This is a genomic window from Paenarthrobacter nicotinovorans (assembly GCF_021919345.1).
GTDB classification, from domain to species: domain Bacteria; phylum Actinomycetota; class Actinomycetes; order Actinomycetales; family Micrococcaceae; genus Arthrobacter; species Arthrobacter nicotinovorans.
The window spans coordinates 3,848,773-3,867,054 of sequence record NZ_CP089293.1; the positions used below are offsets into that span (position 1 = coordinate 3,848,773).

General features: G+C 64.6%; 17 protein-coding genes. 6 read left to right on the forward strand and 11 right to left on the reverse strand.

Annotated elements, in window-relative coordinates:
* Nucleotides 1-171: 171 nt before the first annotated feature.
* Genes araB through JMY29_RS17895 form a run of 4 tightly spaced genes read left to right on the forward strand, consistent with a single transcriptional unit; the run spans nucleotide 172 to nucleotide 5,119 of the window.
* The gene (gene araB, locus JMY29_RS17880) at nucleotides 172-1,914 is read left to right on the forward strand and encodes a ribulokinase (RefSeq protein ID WP_189076316.1); all 1,743 of its coding nucleotides are present in this window, start codon (nucleotides 172-174) and stop codon (nucleotides 1,912-1,914) included.
* On the forward strand, nucleotides 1,911-2,618 hold the full coding sequence (locus JMY29_RS17885) for an L-ribulose-5-phosphate 4-epimerase (RefSeq protein ID WP_018778151.1): 708 nt from the start codon (nucleotides 1,911-1,913) through the stop codon (nucleotides 2,616-2,618). Before araB ends, JMY29_RS17885 begins: the two co-directional genes overlap by 4 nt.
* A 57-nt stretch (nucleotides 2,619-2,675) precedes the next feature.
* Nucleotides 2,676-4,211: an L-arabinose isomerase gene (gene araA, locus JMY29_RS17890; RefSeq protein ID WP_189076317.1), complete on the forward strand. Its 1,536-nt coding sequence runs from the start codon at nucleotides 2,676-2,678 to the stop codon at nucleotides 4,209-4,211.
* Nucleotides 4,208-5,119: an aldose 1-epimerase family protein gene (locus JMY29_RS17895; RefSeq protein WP_189076318.1), complete on the forward strand. Its 912-nt coding sequence runs from the start codon at nucleotides 4,208-4,210 to the stop codon at nucleotides 5,117-5,119. Before araA ends, JMY29_RS17895 begins: the two co-directional genes overlap by 4 nt.
* Nucleotides 5,120-5,203: 84 nt before the next feature.
* Here the strand turns inward: JMY29_RS17895 and JMY29_RS17900 are convergent, their stop codons facing one another.
* From JMY29_RS17900 to JMY29_RS17945, 10 genes are all read right to left on the reverse strand, one after another.
* The gene (locus tag JMY29_RS17900) at nucleotides 5,204-6,712 is read right to left on the reverse strand and encodes a carboxylesterase/lipase family protein (RefSeq protein WP_189076319.1); all 1,509 of its coding nucleotides are present in this window, start codon (nucleotides 6,710-6,712) and stop codon (nucleotides 5,204-5,206) included.
* Between the two features lie 12 nt (nucleotides 6,713-6,724).
* A complete protein-coding gene (locus tag JMY29_RS17905) occupies nucleotides 6,725-8,095 on the reverse strand; it encodes an MFS transporter (RefSeq protein ID WP_079581868.1) in 1,371 nt (456 codons plus the stop codon).
* 93 nt (nucleotides 8,096-8,188) lie between these two features.
* Nucleotides 8,189-9,430: an ROK family protein gene (locus JMY29_RS17910; protein WP_189076320.1), complete on the reverse strand. Its 1,242-nt coding sequence runs from the start codon at nucleotides 9,428-9,430 to the stop codon at nucleotides 8,189-8,191.
* A 107-nt stretch (nucleotides 9,431-9,537) separates the two neighbouring features.
* On the reverse strand, nucleotides 9,538-10,380 hold the full coding sequence (locus tag JMY29_RS17915) for a substrate-binding periplasmic protein (RefSeq protein ID WP_189076321.1): 843 nt from the start codon (nucleotides 10,378-10,380) through the stop codon (nucleotides 9,538-9,540).
* Between the two features lie 26 nt (nucleotides 10,381-10,406).
* On the reverse strand, nucleotides 10,407-11,060 hold the full coding sequence (locus JMY29_RS17920) for an amino acid ABC transporter permease (protein WP_189076322.1): 654 nt from the start codon (nucleotides 11,058-11,060) through the stop codon (nucleotides 10,407-10,409).
* Entirely contained in the window at nucleotides 11,057-11,695 is a 639-nt protein-coding gene (locus tag JMY29_RS17925) for an amino acid ABC transporter permease (protein WP_018778143.1), read from the reverse strand. The genes JMY29_RS17920 and JMY29_RS17925 overlap by 4 nt, the downstream gene beginning before the upstream one ends.
* Nucleotide 11,696: 1 nt before the next feature.
* On the reverse strand, nucleotides 11,697-12,467 hold the full coding sequence (locus tag JMY29_RS17930) for an amino acid ABC transporter ATP-binding protein (RefSeq protein ID WP_018778142.1): 771 nt from the start codon (nucleotides 12,465-12,467) through the stop codon (nucleotides 11,697-11,699).
* Nucleotides 12,468-12,490: 23 nt separating this feature from the next.
* Complete coding sequence (locus tag JMY29_RS17935; protein WP_189076324.1) at nucleotides 12,491-13,264, reverse strand: aspartate/glutamate racemase family protein; 774 nt, start codon at nucleotides 13,262-13,264, stop codon at nucleotides 12,491-12,493.
* A complete protein-coding gene (locus JMY29_RS17940; protein WP_146230299.1) occupies nucleotides 13,257-13,760 on the reverse strand; it encodes a RidA family protein in 504 nt (167 codons plus the stop codon). The genes JMY29_RS17935 and JMY29_RS17940 overlap by 8 nt, the downstream gene beginning before the upstream one ends.
* A gap of 149 nt (nucleotides 13,761-13,909) precedes the next feature.
* Complete coding sequence (locus tag JMY29_RS17945; RefSeq protein WP_039243135.1) at nucleotides 13,910-14,827, reverse strand: LysR family transcriptional regulator; 918 nt, start codon at nucleotides 14,825-14,827, stop codon at nucleotides 13,910-13,912.
* Between the two features lie 131 nt (nucleotides 14,828-14,958).
* Between JMY29_RS17945 and JMY29_RS17950 the strand changes: the two genes are divergently transcribed.
* Both JMY29_RS17950 and JMY29_RS17955 read left to right on the forward strand, forming a co-directional pair.
* Nucleotides 14,959-16,230 (forward strand): amidohydrolase, encoded by a 1,272-nt coding sequence (locus tag JMY29_RS17950; protein WP_189076343.1) that lies wholly within the window; start codon nucleotides 14,959-14,961, stop codon nucleotides 16,228-16,230.
* A 7-nt stretch (nucleotides 16,231-16,237) separates the two neighbouring features.
* Nucleotides 16,238-17,221 carry a LysR family transcriptional regulator gene (locus tag JMY29_RS17955; RefSeq protein ID WP_189076325.1) on the forward strand — a complete coding sequence of 328 codons (984 nt, stop codon included), beginning with the start codon at nucleotides 16,238-16,240 and terminating at the stop codon, nucleotides 17,219-17,221.
* A 16-nt stretch (nucleotides 17,222-17,237) separates the two neighbouring features.
* Here the strand turns inward: JMY29_RS17955 and JMY29_RS17960 are convergent, their stop codons facing one another.
* Complete coding sequence (locus tag JMY29_RS17960) at nucleotides 17,238-18,254, reverse strand: LacI family DNA-binding transcriptional regulator (RefSeq protein ID WP_189076326.1); 1,017 nt, start codon at nucleotides 18,252-18,254, stop codon at nucleotides 17,238-17,240.
* Between the last annotated feature and the right edge of the window lie 28 nt (nucleotides 18,255-18,282).

Below are 18,282 nucleotides of genomic sequence, written 5' to 3' on the forward strand. Positions count from 1 at the left end.
CAGACAGGGCCAGCCGGCCCCTCTCCTGAAGACCCAAAGCGCACTTAACGGTCCCCGCTTTGGCTTGCTCTTGACATCAATGTTGTGAGCGCTAACAATTGCATCAGACCTTCTTCACTTTCCACCCCGACCCCCGGCAATGAGGCCCTGGCCAGCCGGATGGAGACCCCCATGAATACCTCTGAAAACCGTCCGCTCGATGAGCAGTTCGTCATCGGTGTGGACTACGGCACCCTGTCCGGCCGCGCCGTTGTGGTGCGCGTATCGGATGGCGCCGAGCTCGGAAACGGCGTGTTCGAATACCCGCACGCCGTCGTGACGGAAAAGCTCCCCGGCAGCGGCCGCCGCCTGCCCGCCGACTGGGCTCTCCAGGTCCCCAACGACTACCGCGACGTCCTGCGCAACGCCGTACCGGCCGCCGTCGCCGATGCCGGCATCAACCCGGACAACGTGGTGGGCATAGCCACTGACTTCACCGCCTGCACCATGGTTCCGACGACGACGGACGGCACCCCGCTGAACGAACTGGAACGCTTCGCGGACCGCCCCCACGCGTTCGTGAAATTGTGGCGGCACCACGCCGCGCAGCCGCAAGCGGACCGCATCAACGAACTCGCCGAAGAGCGTGGCGAGGCCTGGCTTCCGCGTTACGGCGGCCTGATCTCCTCCGAGTGGGAATTCGCCAAGGGCCTGCAGCTCCTTGAGGAAGACCCCGATGTCTACGGCGCCATGGACCACTGGGTGGAGGCGGCCGACTGGATCGTCTGGCAGCTCTGCGGCAACTACGTCCGTAACGCCTGCACCGCCGGATACAAGGGCATCTTCCAGGACGGCAAGTACCCCTCCGAAGATTTCCTGGCAGCGCTGAACCCCGACTTCAAGGACTTTGTCAGCAGCAAACTGGAGCACACCATCGGTCGCTTGGGAGATGCCGCGGGCTACCTCACCGAAGAAGCCGCGGGATGGACCGGGCTGCCGGCAGGAATCGCGGTGGCCGTGGGCAATGTGGACGCCCACGTCAGCGCCCCGGCTGCCAACGCCGTTGAACCCGGCCAGCTCGTCGCCATCATGGGCACCTCGACCTGCCACGTGATGAACGGCGACGTGCTGCGCGAGGTCCCCGGCATGTGTGGCGTGGTTGACGGCGGCATCGTGGACGGACTGTGGGGATACGAGGCAGGCCAATCCGGAGTCGGCGACATCTTTGGCTGGTTCACCAAGAACGGTGTTCCCCCCGAGTACCACCAGGCCGCAGCAGAGAAAGGCCTGGGGATCCACGAGTACCTCACTGAGTTGGCAGAGAAGCAGGCCATCGGCGAGCACGGCCTGATCGCCCTGGACTGGCACTCGGGAAACCGCTCCGTGCTGGTGGACCATGAGCTTTCCGGCGTGGTGGTGGGCCAGACCCTGGCCACCAAGCCGGAGGACAGCTACCGGGCCTTGCTGGAGGCCACCGCTTTCGGCACAAGGACCATCGTGGACGCCTTCCGCGATTCCGGTGTGCCGGTCAAGGAGTTCATCGTGGCCGGCGGCCTCTTGAAGAACAAATTCCTGATGCAGGTCTACGCCGACATCACTGGCCTGCAGCTCTCCACCATCGGATCCGAACAGGGTCCAGCGCTTGGCTCAGCAATCCACGCGGCAGTGGCAGCCGGCAAGTACAAGGACATCCGCGAAGCAGCCGCTTACATGGCCGCCGCTCCCGGCGCTGTCTACACGCCCATCCCGGAGAACGTCGCCGCGTACGAGGTGCTCTTCCAGGAGTACAAGACCCTCCACGACTACTTCGGCCGGGGAAGCAACAACGTCATGCACCGTCTCAAGGCGATCCAACGCCAGGCGCAGGGCACCGGTGAGGTGGCCGAACCGGCGTCGAACTCCTCCTCCGACGCTGCAGAGCGGGTGTCCGCATGAGCAACCTCCTTGACACCATCGCCAAAGTCCGCGAGGAAGTCTGCGGGCTCCATGCCGAACTGACCCGCTACGAACTGGTGGTCTGGACCGCCGGCAACGTCTCCGGCCGCATCCCCGGGCACGACCTGATGGTCATCAAGCCGTCGGGCGTTTCCTACGATGACCTCAGGCCGGAGCTCATGGTGGTCACCGATCTTTTCGGCACGCCCGTCCGGGGCATGAACACCGGCAGCGGCGGGACAGTTGACTGGGGCAACCCGGACCTTTCACCGTCCTCGGATACCGCTGCGCACGCCTACGTTTACCGGCACATGCCCGAGGTCGGCGGCGTGGTGCACACCCACTCCACCTATGCCACGGCCTGGGCCGCCAGGGGTGAGGAAATCCCTTGTGTGCTCACCATGATGGGCGATGAATTCGGCGGACCGATCCCTGTCGGACCGTTCGCGCTGATCGGCGACGACTCCATCGGCCAGGGCATCGTTGAGACGCTGAAGAACTCCAACTCACCGGCAGTGCTGATGCAGAACCATGGCCCGTTCACCATCGGCAAATCCGCCCGCGAGGCCGTCAAAGCCGCTGTGATGTGCGAGGAAGTGGCCAGGACCGTCCACATTTCGCGCCAGCTCGGGGAGCCCCTGCCCATTGACCAGGCCAAGATCGAGTCCCTGTACGACCGCTACCAGAACGTTTACGGCCGCTGAGGCGGCCCAGCCAACAAGCCCACCGCTTACGTCAAAGCCACCCAGGAGCCCACGAAAATGCCCACCGCCAACAACGCCTCCGCCAACTCCACATCGCTTGACCGGTACGAGGTCTGGTTCCTCACCGGCAGCCAGCACCTCTACGGTGAGGACGTCCTCAAGCAGGTCGCCGCGCAGTCGCAGGAGATTGCCAACGTCCTGAACGCTGCCGGCGATGTCCCCGTGAAGCTTGTCTGGAAGCCGGTCCTCACGGACAGCGATGCCATTCGCCGCATCGCACTGGAAGCAAACTCGAATGACTCCGTGATCGGCGTGACCGCCTGGATGCACACCTTCAGCCCTGCCAAGATGTGGATCCAGGGCCTGGACGCACTCCGCAAGCCGTTGCTGCACCTGCACACCCAGGCCAACCGCGACCTCCCCTGGGCGGACATCGACTTCGACTTCATGAACCTCAACCAGGCAGCCCACGGCGACCGCGAGTTCGGGTACATCCAGTCGCGCCTCGGCGTGCCGCGGAAGACCGTCGTCGGGCATGTCAGCAATCCCGAGGTCGCCCGCCAGGTGGGCGCCTGGCAGCGCGCCTCGGCGGGCTGGGCCGCCGTCCGCACGCTGAAGCTGACCCGCTTTGGCGACAACATGCGCAATGTCGCCGTCACCGAAGGCGACAAGACCGAAGCCGAGCTGCGCTTCGGCGTCTCGGTCAACACCTGGTCCGTCAACGAGCTCGCCGATGCCGTCCACGGCGCTGAAGAGTCCGACGTCGACGCCCTGGTTGCGGAGTATGAGCGCCTTTATGAGGTGGTTGACGAGCTGAAGGCAGGCGGCGCCCGCCACGAGTCGCTGCGGTACAGCGCCCGCATCGAACTGGGGTTGCGCAGCTTCCTCGAAGCCAACGGTTCCGCAGCGTTCACCACCTCGTTCGAGGACCTCGGCGAGCTGCGCCAGCTCCCCGGCATGGCTGTCCAGCGCCTCATGGCTGACGGCTACGGCTTCGGCGCAGAGGGCGACTGGAAAACCGCCATCCTGGTGCGGGCTGCCAAAGTCATGGGCGGCGGGCTGCCCGGCGGCGCCTCGCTCATGGAGGACTACACCTACCACCTGGAACCCGGCTCGGAGAAGATCCTGGGCGCCCACATGCTGGAGGTTTGCCCTTCACTGACCGCCAGGAAGCCCCGCGTCGAGATCCACCCGCTGGGCATCGGCGGCAAGGAAGATCCCGTCCGCATGGTCTTCGACACCGACGCCGGACCCGGCGTGGTGGTAGCGCTGTCCGATATGCGCGACCGGTTCCGCTTGGTCGCGAACGTGGTGGACGTCGTCGACCTTGACCAGCCGCTGCCCAACCTTCCGGTGGCCCGCGCGCTCTGGGAGCCGAAGCCCGACTTCGCTACCTCGGCCGCCGCGTGGCTGACTGCCGGCGCTGCGCACCACACGGTATTGTCCACGCAGGTGGGCCTGGACGTGTTCGAGGACTTCGCCGAAATCGCAAAGACCGAACTTCTCACCATTGACGAGGACACCACCATCAAGCAGTTCAAGAAGGAACTCGCCTGGAACGCCGCCTACTACAAACTGGCCGGCGGCCTGTGAGCGCTGAATACACGCTGACCGCCGGCGGTTACACGGCTGTTGTGGCCGCCCGCGCCGCAGCGTTGCGTGTCCTGCAGTTCGAGGGCCGGGACCTGGTGGTTCCCTTCCCGGAAGGCGGCCCGATCCCGGACTACCGTGGCATCATCGCCGCGCCGTGGCCCAACAGGATCGCTGATGGCAAGTACAGTTTCGACGGCGTCGAGCATCAGGTGCCGGTTAACGAACCTGAGCGGGAAACAGCGCTGCATGGCCTCGCCTTTGTGCTCGATTGGGCCCTGTTGGAGTCCGACGCCGCTTCGCTCACCCTCACCTGCACCGTGGGACCAAGCGAGGGCTACCCGTTCGTACTGGAGCTCTCGGCACGATATGAGCTGGACGGGAAGGGCCTGCGCACCACCGTGAACGCACGCAACGTGGCCGACGTCGCTGCACCCTACGGCGTCTGCCCCCACCCGTACCTGGTGGCAGGTCCGTCGCCACTGGATGAATGGGTGCTTGAGTTCGCCGCAGACTCGTTCCTCGAGGTGACACCTGACAGGCTCCTGCCGGTGGGTCTTGCCCCCACGGAGGGCCACGCTTTCGATTTCCGCACCGCCCGGACCATCGGCAGCACAGAGATCGATCATGCCTTCACGGACCTCTCGTTCGACGGCGGGCTGGCGCGGCTGTCACTGCGCGACCCGGCGGGCACCGGAGTCGGTATGCCCGGTGTTGGTATGTCATGGGACGGAAGCTGCAAGTGGCTGCAGATCCATACCGCCGACAAGCCCGACCCCCTGCCCAACCGGCTGGGCCTGGCGGCGGAGCCCATGACGTGTCCACCCGATGCCTTCAACAGCGGCACGGACCTGGTCCGGCTTGAACCCGGCGCAGAACATACGGCGTCCTGGAGCATCTACGCGCTATAGCTGCAACGAGCCCGGCCCCGCACGGAAACACTCCGTGCCGGGCCGGGCTCTTTCGTCGACCAACCGGGAAGGACTCCGGCTTCGCTACCGGACCGAGGGGACGTGTTGCAGGAGCCGCACGTCCGCGTAACCGTCCTCGACGTCGATGCTTGGCTCGTCGAAGACCCGCACCTGGTGGTCACCAGCGTCCCAGGGTGTCCACCCCGGCTGGCCATCCCGGATGAAGGCCACCGCCGCTCCGTGCACGTCCGCAGCCAAAGCCGCGGGCGGTTCGTCGCCGGCTATCGCGGCCACACGTTCGGCCGAGGTCACATCAAAGAAGAACGGGATGTCGAAGCAATGGCCGGCATCCCCGGTGACCGGTGACCGCCAAGCAAAGCGGTAAACCCACGTGGGTGCCGCCGAGCCGGCACGGGCCTCGGCAACGTTCAGGGTAGGCGTGCGGAAAATCCTGTCGGAAACATATTGGCCCGCCAGGACCTCGCTCGGAAGCCCCCCGTGGCTTGCCAAGTAGGCTTCGGCTATCTCCGGCGAGGCACCCAACCTTTCCAGCAGGGCCGCGTCCGGCTCCTTGGGCAACAACGGGCCGGCACCCGCCGTCGACATGTTGAACTCATGGTCAGTGCAGCCCACCAACAGAGCCTTGTCCGAACCGTTCCCCAGGCGCATGGCCTCAACCGTTGGCCCCGGGATCAGAACGCCGTCAACCACCGGCCCAAATACCAGGCCGTCCCGCATGAGGTCAGCGAGCGACCCGATGGGGTCTGCATTTTGGGGCGTCCCACCCATCCCCGCTACTTCAGCCTGCAGTTCAAGGACGCGTTCCTCGGAAAGTGCCGACAAGCCGGCGCGCGTCGCTTCGACTCCCCCCAACTGGGCCAGGCGGCGGCCGGCGGCCTCCGCCTGGCCCAGCGTCCTCTCGGTGGGGACTCCGGAGAGCGAAATGACCCTCTCGAACAGTGCCCGGGCACGAGACACCGTGAGCAAGGTCATCACTGCTCCCCCTCCAGCGGACTGACCCGCAATCGTCACGCGGGAGGGATCCCCACCGAAAGCTTCAATGTTGTCGCGGACCCATTCAAGGGCGAGGATCCAGTCCAGAACGCCCCTGTTGTTGGGTGCGTCCGGAATCCAGCCAAATCCGTCGAACCCCAGGCGATAGGAGATGCTGACGGTCACCACACCGTCCCGGTTGAACGAAACACCGTCGTACCAGGGGCTCGCCGGCGAGCCGGCGATGAAGCCGCCACCATGGATCCAGACCAGCACAGGGAGGCCATCGTCCGGGTTCCTGGAAGGGCTTGGGGTGAACACGTTCAGGTTGAGGATGGAGTCGCCGGGAATGGAGGGCTCCGGAGTGATGATCAGCTCCGAGTCCGGAAGTTTCCGCTGCGGCGTGGCTCCATAGTCGAGGGCATCCCTGACGCCCTCCCATGGCCGGTGCGGCACGGGCTCAGCGAAACGAAGGTCGCCGATGGGTGGTTCGGCATACGGTATTCCGAGGAAGGCTGCGGAGCCTTCCCGCCAGCGCCCACGTACGGCTCCTGCCGTCGTCGGGACTTCTGCGAACTCCTGGGAAAGTGACGGGGTCATGCGGTGGGGCTCCTATCGGACGCTTTTGATGGGGACAAGCACGACGGCGGCGATCGCCACCGCTGCCATGCCGAAAATGAAGAGGGCGGGGTATCCGCCAAAAGAACTGATCAGCACGCTGGCAACGACCGGACTCATTGCCTGCGGGATGTTGGTGGCGATGTTGAGAATTCCGAGGTCCTTTGCGGCGGCGGTACCGCCACCGGGGAGGACTTCGGTCATCAGGGCCGTGTCGCAGGCCATGTAGAGTCCGAAGCCGAATCCGTTGACGACGCCCATGGCGATCATGCCGGTGATGTCCGGCATGATCACCGGCATCAACAGCCCCAGCACCATCAATGCGGACGCTACGTAGACGAACACCTTGCGCTTGCCGATGCGGTCACTCCACCAGCCACCCAGCGAAACGGAGATCAGGGTGCTGCCGAGGCCGGCCAGGCTCAGCAGGCCAATGCTGGCGTTGGCTTCTGCGAGCGCCAGGCCGACGTAGTCCGTCAGGATGTACAGCTGGAAAGTGAAGACCACGAAGTAGCCAAGGGTGAAGAGGAAGCGGGCCGCGAAGGCCCACGCGAAGTCGGGGTGCTGCCGGGGGCTGATGACGAATCCTGCGAGGAACTGCTTCCACTGGAACGGGGGATGCGTCACGTTCCTGCTGGGGAAGTCGCGGTGCAGCAGGACAAACAGCAGCGCGGCCACCAGGACTGCAATGCCGAACACCGTATAGCCCAGGCCTACATTGCCGGCGAGGTTGCCTGCCAGGATCACACCGGCAGTGGAGCCGGCCATCGTGCCCACACCGACCATGGACGAGGCGATCCCCCGGCGTTCCCGGGGAAACCTGTCCGGGACAATCGCAGAGAACGGGCCCTGCAAAGCATTCAGCGACACCTGGATGATCACCCAAAAGCACACTATCCAGAAGATCGATTCGAGGCCGCCGAGTCCCATGAGGAACACCGCGCCAATCGCGGCTCCGATAAGCATCCAGGGCGCCCGCCTGCCGAGCCTGCTCCGTGTCCGGTCACTGAGCGCCCCCACAACGGGTTGGGCGAACAGCGTGAAGAAGAACGAGACCGTGGAAATGGTGGCGAAGTTGGCTACCTTGTTGGCCTCGTCGATGGCGGCCACCTGGTTTGGCAGAAGCACTGCGATGAGTCCGGAGTAGGTGGCGAACAGGACCATGGAGGTGATGGCCAGCGACGGCAACAGGCCCCTGCCGGCCGGCCGGCTTGTTGCTGTTGCGGGCGAAGGTTCATCGCTGATCGGAGCGAACGGGGAGGGCTGCACGGAGCCGGTGACCTGCGCAGACCCGGTGACTTGCGCAGGCTCTGCAACCTGCGCAGACGGGGGCATGGAATTGATCTCAGGCAGGGGTGTGGACACGGCTCTCCTCATTGAGAAAGTTACGGCGGGATCATCGAAAACCGATGATCACTTGGGATTGAGTATGCGCCGCATCCATAAATAATTCAAGGGTTAAATTAAACGCACCTCGAGCGGCTCCCGGAGCAACCGTTTTCTCGATTCCCGGATCGCTCCGAGGAGCGTCGCGTCGTTCTCCAGTTGCCCGGCCCGGATAGTGGGCAGGTAGCTGTCCGGCGAAGGAGAGATCGGTGCGTGCTCGGCGAAGGAGCGGGCTATCCGGTCAGCCAGCACGGACCAGTATCCGCCCAGCACCACCGTCTGGGGGTCGAGGGTACGGCTGATGACGTGAAGGGCCCGGGCAACCCAGTCCGCCGCGGCGTCGAAAGCCTCGACTGCGCGCGCGTCGCCGCGTGCAATCCGTTCGGTCAGCTCCCCCAAGGCACTGCCCAGGCCCAAGGATTCCAGTTCTTCACCCAGCCCGGCAGATTTCAGGACAACGTCAGGTCCGGCGACCAGGACCAGGCAACCGCGTTGCCCGCAGACACAGCGTTCCCCTTGATGGTCCATGGGAAGGTGTCCGAAGCCGCCCGCCAGGCTATGGGCTCCCGTGAGGAGCCGGCCGTCGAGAATGACCGCCCCTCCGATTCCTGAATTGCTCTTCAGATAGACCATGTCCTTGACGCCGGGGAGCAGATCGAATTCAGCCATGGCCGCGAATCCGGCGTCCGAATGCAGGGAGAGGCTCTCCGGTAATCCAGGGACCCGCTTTCGAAGCCCATCAAGGACATCCACTTCGCCCCAGCCCATGTCCGAATCGCCGAAGACCATGGGCGGATTACCAAGCACCGGTGCAAAGACCACCACTGTCACATCCACCACGCGGCGGCCCATTCCCCCGGCCGCTGCCACAGCACGCTCCAGCACTGCCGCCAAGACGTCCAACACAGGCTCCGGGTCCCCCATGGGCCGTCCGTGATGTTCCGAATGGCGGAACAAGACGTCTCCGGCCAAGGAGGCAAGCACTGCGGTGACCTCATCGGCGTCCAGTTGAAGGGCCACCAGGGCTACGTCATCGGCGGCCAATTCCAGGAGTGTCTGCGGCCGGCCTTTTCCGCCCGCAGAGACCGGTTCAACTTCCCGGATAGTCCCGGCCTCCACCAGCAACCTGGTCAACGCTGTCACTGCGCCGCGCGTCAACCCCGTGCCGTCGGCAATCTGGCTGCGGGAACTGGGACCGTGCTCCACGAGGTGTCCAGCCACCAGTTCGAGGTTATGTCGGCGCACGTCACCGCTGACGAGCGAACTGGCGGATTCAAGCCCCGGCGCCCCGGAGCCACGTACGTGGTTGACCATGACGCTAGCCTGTCACACGAACGGCAAGCTCCGCCCGGCACAACCGGCTGGCAGCAGATGCCGCCCTGAACGTTCAAAACGGCATCTGCTGCGACCTGCCTGGGTGGTCAGGCGATCAGCCGTGCCGCCCCGGTGTTGATGGAAGATGCGGGGAAGCCGTTGTTGACCACGATCTTCTCCAGGCTGCCGTCCTTCCGCAGCCCGTCAACATAAGCGTTCAGGGCTGCCAGTAGTCCTGCGTTGTCCTTGGTGACCGGGAGGCAGGTCTGGGGAGGTTCGAGGGAGGCCTTGATGGTACTGTCCGGCTCCATGACCTCGACCTTCAAGCCATTGCTGTTGTTGTGGGCCTCACCGAATCCATCAATCCCAACATCGATCCGGCCGGACTTCAGGTCCTGGAACAGGTCCACAGGGGCCTTGTAGAGCTGGAGGTCGCCACCCAGGTAGTTCTTGGCATCGTCCACCCAGACATTGCCATTGACCGTGCCGACCTTCTTGCCCTTCAGGTCAGAGGCCTTTGTCAGGCCATCCTTGGAAATCAGGACCATCTGGTCGGTGTAGATGGGGTCGGTCAGAGCCAGGATTTCCGCGCGTGCCGCCGAACGCCACCAACCACCGGTTGCGATGTCGGCGCGTCCGCCCTGGACCGTCGGAATGACGGCTGCAGCGGCAGCTGAAACCGTGGCGATGTCCAGGCACTCCTTCTTGGCGAAGCCCATGAGGATATCGCCGTCTACCCCGCCGAGTTCATTGCCCTTGAAAGTCACATACGGCGGCGCCTCATACACGGCCACCGTCAGGGTTCCCTTCTTCATGGTGTTGAACTGGGAGGCCGGCTTGCAGTCGGCTGCGGTCTTGGACCCTGCGGCTTCGGTGCTGCCGCCACAGCCGCTGAGAGCAGCGGCCAGCGTCACGGCGGCCACGGCCGACGCGATCATTCGTGGTTTCATGGTGGTTCCTTTGCCTAATCGGCGCGTCAACGGTGACGCGCCAAACGATGCTCAACGAAGTTGCTCAGGGAACTCGCGGGAATGGTAATCAAGGCGTACATCAGGCCCGCGAGGGTAAGGATGCTCAGGTAGCGGAAAGTGATGGAACCGATGGAGTAGGCCTGGCTCATCAATTCCGGCATGGCAATGGTGTAGGCCAGGGAGGTTGCCTGGAACACCATGATCGCGAATCCCATGAGCGGCGGGATGGCGATTCTGACTCCTTGTGGAATCACAACAAAACGCAGGATGTCGCGTCGGGCCATTCCCAGCGCATGCGCGGCTTCCACCTCGCCCCCGGGAACAGCCTGCAGGCCCCCGCGAAGGATCTCGCTGGTGTAAGCGGCCGTAGTGAATGCCAGCGCCAACGATGCAGCCACGAAGGACGTCAGCGTCATGCCGGCACTGGGAAGGCCGAAGTAGAACAACTGCAGCACCACCAGGGCGGGTGTTCCACGGCCTATTTCGATCACAGTGATGGTGATCATCCGTAGGACTTTGTTCCGGGAACCGGCACCCAGGGCCAGGAGCAATCCGGCGGGCAGGCCGATCAGCAAAGTGACGAGTGTGAGTTGGAGGCTGACGCCCAGCCCGCCAAGCAGGTCCGGGAAATAGTCCGCCCAATCGTTGAAGAATGTCATCGCGCAACCCGCTTCCGGAGCCTGCTGTCCAGCTGTCGGGTGGCCCAGGCGCAGGGAATGGTCATGGCGACATACAGTCCGGCGGCGTAGAGGAACGGAACAATGGCGTCACCACTGACCGTGGACTCATGGCTGGCCCAGTAGATGGTGTCCTGCACCCCGATGACTGATGCCACGGAGGAGTCCTTCAACAAACCAATGGCGAAGGTGGCAGCCGCCGGGATCGAAACGCGAAGGACCTGCGGCCCGATAACGGTGGCCAATGTCGCGCCCCGGGAGAGTCCCAATGCGTCACTGGCTTCCCACTGGCCTTCATGGATGGCGGTCAGGCCGCCGCGGTAGATCTCCGCCATGTAGGCCGAAGCCACCAGCCCGAACCCGATGACGGCAGCGGCGAAGGAGCTCAGTTCGATCACGCCGGTTCCGATGCCGAAGTAGATGATGAACAACCACGCCAGCGGAGGGATGCCCCTCAGCAACTCGATGACGGCGCGGGAAATGAACCGGACCGCTGGTATCCGGGACCGGCGGGCAAGCGCCAAGGGAATTCCTCCGATGGCTCCCAGCAGGAATGATGAGAGGGTCAGCAGGAGGGTCATGGTGACGCCCTGCGAAACCACGGCCAAGGCCTCCACCTCAGCGCTCCAGGACGGCGCGGAGGAACTTCCGCGTTCGGTCCATGGTGGGGGCCGTGAAGACGACGGCGGGATCGCCTTCCTCGAGGATGGCGCCTTCGGCCATGACCACCACCCTGTCGGAGACATCCTTGGCGAACTGCATCTCGTGGGTGACCACCACCATGGTCATCCCTTCGGCAGCAAGCTCACGCATGACGGCAAGGACTTCGAGCCCCACCTCGGGGTCCAGTGCCGACGTGGGCTCGTCGAAGAGCATCACCCGGGGGTCCAGGGCCAATGCCCGTGCAATGGCGATCCGCTGCTGCTGTCCGCCCGAGCACCGGCTGGGATACTGCCGGGCTTTGTCCGCGAGCCCCACCCGCTCAAGCAGTGCCAGCGAGCGCGCGTCGGCGTCCTTGGTGTTGCGGCCGAGGACGCGTTCCTGTGGAAGCGAGATGTTCCGCAGCACGGTCATGTGCGGGAACAGGTTGAACGACTGGAACACCATGCCCACATTGCGGCGCAGGCGGACCAGGTCCTTGTGGCTGATCTGGTGTCCGGCGTCCACGTGGTTTCCTTCCACCGTGATCCTGCCGCTGTCCGGAACCTCCAGCAGGTTGATGCATCGCAGCAGCGTGCTCTTGCCGGCTCCGCTGGGTCCGATGATGGCGATCACCTCGCCCTCCCGCACGGACAATGACACGTCGTTGATCACCGTATGGTCCCCATACCGTTTGGTGACGGACTCAAGCGATATGGCGATCGGGTCCTGCCGGGTGGCTTCTTGCATGACTGACTCGTTCCTGACTTGTGTCATCGGCTCAAAGCCGGGCCGACAGGCGCCGGAGCCTCGCCGACGTCGAAACCCTTGCCAAGGGCGTTCAGCGCGAAGGAGGCAATGTCGAGGATGGGCACACTGGTGTATTTGCGGATTTCCTGGCGGAATTCGGGCAGCAGGGTGCATTCAAGGACCAGCACGCCGATGTTCTCCAAGCGCCCTCCCGGCCCGAACTCACGCTTCACTACGGACGCAACGCCTTCCTTGAGCATCTCCTGGTCCCAGCCATTGCCCAGTGCGTGGTCGTTGGTCAGCATGGTTGCCCAGCCCGGTTCGCTTTCCATGCCGGCAATGACAATCCGCGGGGACAACGCGTGGTCGCCCAGCAACTTGGCGGCCAGAGTTTCCGAGACAGTCAGCACACCGATGTCTTTGTTGCTGAGCACCGAGGCGATGGGCAGCAGGTCCAGGCCGCTGGTGATCACGTTGGCCGTCCGGCGCTCGTCCTTGCGGGCGTAGAAGAAGAAACCGCAGTCGGTGATGACCAGCGGACAGTGGGCCAGCTTTTCGCTGGCGGCCCAAAAAGCGTCGATGGCTTCCGGCTCTCCGGCAACCAAGGGCTCAACCCGGGCTCCGCGCGCCACGGCGTAGGCCACGGGGAGGCCCTGCCAGCTGGTGGGATTCTCGAAGAAACCCACGGGGTTGTTGCTGATGCCTGGCGCATCCGGGGTGAGGCATTCGATGTAGTCCACGGGGTAGGAATCGAGGTCGCACAGGATGACGCCAAGTTGGGGCTTGATGTCAGGCATTGGGTGACTCCCCCGCAACCGGAACGTCGAGCGTTGCTTGGGTGCCGTCGTCGAACGCTTCCATGCGGGTGGCGGCACTGCCGACAATGGCGACGGCGTTGACCTCCACGCGGATGCCGGGCAGGTTCAGTTCCTCGCCGATGAGGATGCCCGTTGCCGTGGGGCCGGGGGCCGGGAAGTAGCTGAAACGGATGTCGTAGGTCCGCTGCCATTCTTCGTAGCTGAGCTCGCCGGCGTAGAAGGTATTGAACTGGACGACGTCGCCCATGGTGCCGCCGAGGCTTTCGATGACCCGCTTCAGGGACTCCATGACGTTCTTGCACTGGGCAACGATGTCGCCGGGGTTGTTGACGTTTCCGTCCGCGTCGAGGTCTTCCTGGCCGCCCACGTAAATCATGTCGCCCACGCGGATGCCGTGGCTGTGGTTGATCTTGAAGTGGCCCGGCACCTGCCAGTGTCCGGGAACCTCTGCGAAGCGTCGTTCGAGGGTGGTCATTTTTTCGTTCTCCTTTGTGGTGATCGTCACTGATCACTTCAAGCATGGAACGAAAAACAGGGGTCGGGACGGCCCGCAGAACGACGTTTGCTGGCGCTGGCCCAAGAGATTCTTGGACTGCCGTCCAGGGCCCGACGGCGGTACGCGGCTCAGGCGGCTGCGGCACCCAGGAGGCTGTGGATTTCGTCCAGGACAGCCTTGACGATGGGCCGCCTGGCATCACTGCTGCGCGTCACTGTCAGGACGCGCCTTTGGATGTGCGGCTTGTCGAACGCATGGATTCCCACGGGCGCCACAGTGCTGTCCACGGAGAGCGGAGGGAGCAGGGAGATGCCCCGGCCCCGGGAAATGGACTCCACCAGCAGCAGCAGATCGTCCACTACCCAGCGGATGTTGGGCTCGAAGCCCTCATTCCGGCAGGCGTAGCGGACTGCCTGGCCGCATGCTCCCGCGTCCGGGGTCAGCACCCAGGCCTCATTCCTGAGGTCCGACAACTTGAGCCTGGGCGGGACCTCGTAGTCCGGCGGCGTGACCAGCACCAGCGGCTCGCTGAGCACTTCCCTGGTGACCAGATAGTCCGGAAATGCCATGGGCACGTTGTCGTAGAGGTCGACAATCGCGATGTCCAGGGCGCCGTTCAGCAACTGCTCGATGCTGTCGACCGGTTCAACCACGTTGACGGTCAGTTCGACGTCGGGAACGGTCACCTCGAGTTTCTCGGCGACCGGAAGGAGCACTGTCCGGGCGAGGGAGGGAATGGAACCGATGCGGACCCTGCCCGAAAGATCGCCACTGAGCTGGTCCATTTCGGCGCGGGTTGCCTCCAGAAGGCGAACCACGGCCCGGGCATGCTCCACCAGGATTTCGCCGGCACCGGTCAGCCCGACGCCCCGCGATGAACGGTCGAGGAGCTGGACCCCGGTTTCCCGTTCGAGAATGCTGATCTGCTGCGAAACGGCCGAAGACGTAATGCCCAGGACACGTGCCGCACCGGCCAGGGACCCTTGCCGGGCCACCTCGTTGAGAAGGCGCAGCCGGGGCACGTCCGGAAGAGGTTTTTCGGTCATGAAACATTCTTGCACGATTAGCTATTCTTAAGGCAGATCTGGATGTATCTTAAGTTAAACCACGAGCCGCCGAGTGGACGACGACGTCCGCAGCAGGCCCCCATCCCCTGAAAGGACGCCACGTGGACATCATGGAGACGCACCCGTCCAAACTCACGCTTACCGGCATACTCGGCGCCCCCGAATCCGTTGCACGAAGCATCACCAACACCATCGAGGACCTTGGCACGGACCTTCGCGAGCTCAGCCACGGAATCCACGGCATCGCAGAGGTTGGCTTCGAAGAACGCCTCTCGGTCGCTTTCGCCGCCGAATTCCTCAGGTATCGGGGCTATCCCGTGCAGGTGGGCCGATACGGCCTCCGCACCTCACTTCGGGCCGAGGCGGGATCCGGATCCCCGAAAGTGGCTGTCCTGGCCGAATACGATGCCCTTCCCGGCGTTGGCCATGGCTGCGGACACAACGTCATCTGCGCTGCCGCTGTCGGAGCGTTCCTCGGAGTTGCCGCCCAGGTGGAAAAGCTCGGCGGCTCAGTGGTGCTCCTCGGCACGCCTGCCGAAGAAAACGGAAACGGCAAGGAACTCATGGCCCGGGCGGGCGCCTTCGATGACATCGACGCGGCGGTGATGCTGCACCCGTTCACCGGCGAGTACGAGGTCGCCTCGTTTGCCTCCCTGGCGGTCCGCGACGTGGAGGTCACCTTCCATGGCGTTGCGGCCCACGCTTCGTCGGCCCCGCACATGGGCCGCAATGCCCTCGATGCCGTCGTGGCCGCCTACCAAGGCATCGCAGCACTCAGGCAGCACATCCCCGCCACGGACCGCCTCCACTGCATCATCACGGAGGGCGGATCAGCGGTGAACGTCGTCCCCCACCTGGCGGGCGCCGTCGTCGAAATCCGCTCCCTGGACCCGGCCGGGCTTGTGGACATTTCGCAGAAAGTGCAGGACATCCTGGAGGGCGCAGCACAGATGACCGGCACGCGGCTGGAGACCACCTGGGACCCGTTCCCGGCCTACCTCCCCGTCCGCAGCAATGACGCCTTGGCCGCGCGCTACCACGGGCACATGGCTGCGCGCGGCCGGGCCATCACCCTTGAGACCGAACTGGTGGGCGGCGGCTGGTCCACCGACCTGGGAAACCTGAGCCTGCGGATCCCCTCGATCCATCCCACGGTGAGCATTTCCCGCGAAACTGCGGTCATGCACACGGTGGAGTTCGGCCAGCACTCCATCAGCCCCGCCGGTGATGCGGCCGTCGTGGACGGCGCAGTGGGGCTGGCGCTGACTGCGGCCGACTATCTGGCCGACGCGCGGCTCCGGGAGCAGGTCCGCCTGGACTTCGAAGCGGCCGGCGGCGCCGTGGACGTGGAGCGGCTGCTCACACCGCCTGCAGGGAAGTAGCACGGCCATGCTGAATCCCGTCCATTTGCGCACCCTCACCGTGGTGCTCAGAACAGGCTCCTTCGCTGACGCCGCGCGCGAGATCGGCTACACCGGGTCAGCCGTTTCGCAGCAGGTGGCGGCTTTGGAACGCGCAGTGCAGGCACCCTTGGTGGAGCGTGACGCCCAAAGCATCCGACCCACCGAGGCGGCAAAGTTCCTGGCAGCCCGGGCACATGACATCATCAACGCCCTGGGCAACCTGGAAGACGACATGAAGGGTTTCAGCAAGGGCGACTACGGCCTCATGCGCCTGGGCAGCTTCAGCACAGCAAGCCAACGGCTCCTCCCCGACGGCCTGGCCTCGTACCTGCGCAGGCATCCCAACTCCAGCGTGGACCTGGAAGAGGGCGGCCCCGCCGAGCTCGCGGGCATGGTCCGGGACTCCACGCTCGATGTCGCCGTGGTGTTCCATTACGACCTCGTCCCCCAGCAATGGCCGTCGAACGTGGCGGCAACACCACTCCTTGCGGAGGAACTGCTGCTCCTGCTCCCTGAGTCCCATCGCCTGGCCGGCGCGGAGAACATCACCCTGCAGGACCTTGCGCAGGAACTTTGGGTCTCGACAAAAGAGGACTCATCCGGCGACGCCTGCCTCAGGCACCTGTGCGCAAGCGGCGGATTCGCACCCCGCATTCCGGTGCGCAGCAACAACTACGACGCCCTCCGCGGCATGGTCCGCTCCGGGCTGGGCATAGCGCTGGTCCCGGCCATGGACCACGTACCCACGGACCGGATCGTGGCGACGGGCATCTCCGGCTGTACGGCCCGGCGCCACATCTCAGCACTCAGGCAGAAGTCGCAGGCCGGCGTTTCCATCACGAGTTTCCTGCAGTGCCTGGGCCGTGCTGCGGACAAGCTGGCCGCGTCCCATAGCGGCATCGTCCGTCAGACGAAGCAGCCCGACGCGGTGGCGCCGATGGGCTACCTTGCCGGGCTCCGCGCGTCGTAATCCTGCCAGCTGAACCCTAGTTGGGCGAGCCGGCCGTACTCTGGCGCACTACGAGCTCAGGGGTGAACACGACGGCGCGATGCTTGGTTCCGCCGTTTTCCTGCTCTTCGGCGAGGAGCTCGATCGCTGTCCGCCCCAGGGCTTCGGTGGGCTGTCGGATGGAGGACAAAGGAACGACGGCGGAAATGGCGAAATCGATGTCGTCGTACCCGATCAGGGCAATGTCCTCCGGGATGCGGACGGTGCGGAGCATGGTCAACGACTGCATGACGCCGAGGGCCAGGAGATCGTTGGAGCAGAAGACGGCCTCGGGCCTGTCAGCGGGATCGCGCTCCACCAGCGCGTTTCCCACTTGCCGGCCGGCCAGGACAGTTTGCCCCGCAGAGTCGAGTACCTCCATGGTCGCCTCCGGGACTTCCGCCACAGCACGCTGCGCGCCCTCAAGCCTGCTGGATACCTGGCGGATGGAGGGGCTTCCAACGAAGGCCAGACGACGGCGACCCAGGTCCAGCAAGTGCCGGGCCGCGAGATAGCCGCCTTCCTGGTCGTCCACGGAGACTGAGCTGCAGCGTTCCGTGTCGGCGAGCTGATCCACCAGGACCGTGGGGACTCCGCGCTCCCTGAGGGTATCGATCCGCGCTTCGACGTCCCCGACAGGTGACAGGAGCAGGCCCTGTACACGCTGCTCCTGGAAGAGATCCATGTAATGCGCTTCGCGGGTAGCGTCCTGGCCGCTGTCGCCCACCAGCACCACGCTGCCCAGGGCGGTTGCGGCATCTTCGGCGGCACGGGCCACGGAAGAGAAGAAGGGGTTTCCGACATCGAGGACGATGAGCCCGATGGTCCGGCTTTGACCGGCGCGGAGTTGGCGGGCGGCGTCATTGCGCACGAAGCCAAGTTCGGCGATGGATTTGAGGACGCGTTCTTTGGTCTTTTGGGAAACCCTGTCCGGATAATTCAGCACATTGGAGACAGTTCCCACGGCAACGTGTGCGTGGTTGGCGACGTCCTTGATGCTCGCTGTTTGGGACATGCTTTCCGTTCTCGCTGGTCGAAAATCA

Excerpts from the sequence above, each read along its gene's own strand:
- araB (WP_189076316.1), top strand. The coding sequence starts at position 172 with ATGAATACCTCTGAAAACCGTCCGCTCGATGAGCAGTTCGTCATCGGT.
- JMY29_RS17885 (WP_018778151.1), top strand. The coding sequence starts at position 1,911 with ATGAGCAACCTCCTTGACACCATCGCCAAAGTCCGCGAGGAAGTCTGC.
- araA (WP_189076317.1), top strand. The coding sequence starts at position 2,676 with ATGCCCACCGCCAACAACGCCTCCGCCAACTCCACATCGCTTGACCGG.
- JMY29_RS17900 (WP_189076319.1), bottom strand. The coding sequence starts at position 6,712 with ATGACCCCGTCACTTTCCCAGGAGTTCGCAGAAGTCCCGACGACGGCA.
- JMY29_RS17910 (WP_189076320.1), bottom strand. The coding sequence starts at position 9,430 with ATGGTCAACCACGTACGTGGCTCCGGGGCGCCGGGGCTTGAATCCGCC.
- JMY29_RS17915 (WP_189076321.1), bottom strand. The coding sequence starts at position 10,380 with ATGAAACCACGAATGATCGCGTCGGCCGTGGCCGCCGTGACGCTGGCC.
- JMY29_RS17920 (WP_189076322.1), bottom strand. The coding sequence starts at position 11,060 with ATGACATTCTTCAACGATTGGGCGGACTATTTCCCGGACCTGCTTGGC.
- JMY29_RS17930 (WP_018778142.1), bottom strand. The coding sequence starts at position 12,467 with ATGCAAGAAGCCACCCGGCAGGACCCGATCGCCATATCGCTTGAGTCC.
- JMY29_RS17935 (WP_189076324.1), bottom strand. The coding sequence starts at position 13,264 with ATGCCTGACATCAAGCCCCAACTTGGCGTCATCCTGTGCGACCTCGAT.
- JMY29_RS17940 (WP_146230299.1), bottom strand. The coding sequence starts at position 13,760 with ATGACCACCCTCGAACGACGCTTCGCAGAGGTTCCCGGACACTGGCAG.
- JMY29_RS17945 (WP_039243135.1), bottom strand. The coding sequence starts at position 14,827 with ATGACCGAAAAACCTCTTCCGGACGTGCCCCGGCTGCGCCTTCTCAAC.
- JMY29_RS17950 (WP_189076343.1), top strand. The coding sequence starts at position 14,959 with ATGGAGACGCACCCGTCCAAACTCACGCTTACCGGCATACTCGGCGCC.
- JMY29_RS17955 (WP_189076325.1), top strand. The coding sequence starts at position 16,238 with ATGCTGAATCCCGTCCATTTGCGCACCCTCACCGTGGTGCTCAGAACA.
- JMY29_RS17960 (WP_189076326.1), bottom strand. The coding sequence starts at position 18,254 with ATGTCCCAAACAGCGAGCATCAAGGACGTCGCCAACCACGCACACGTT.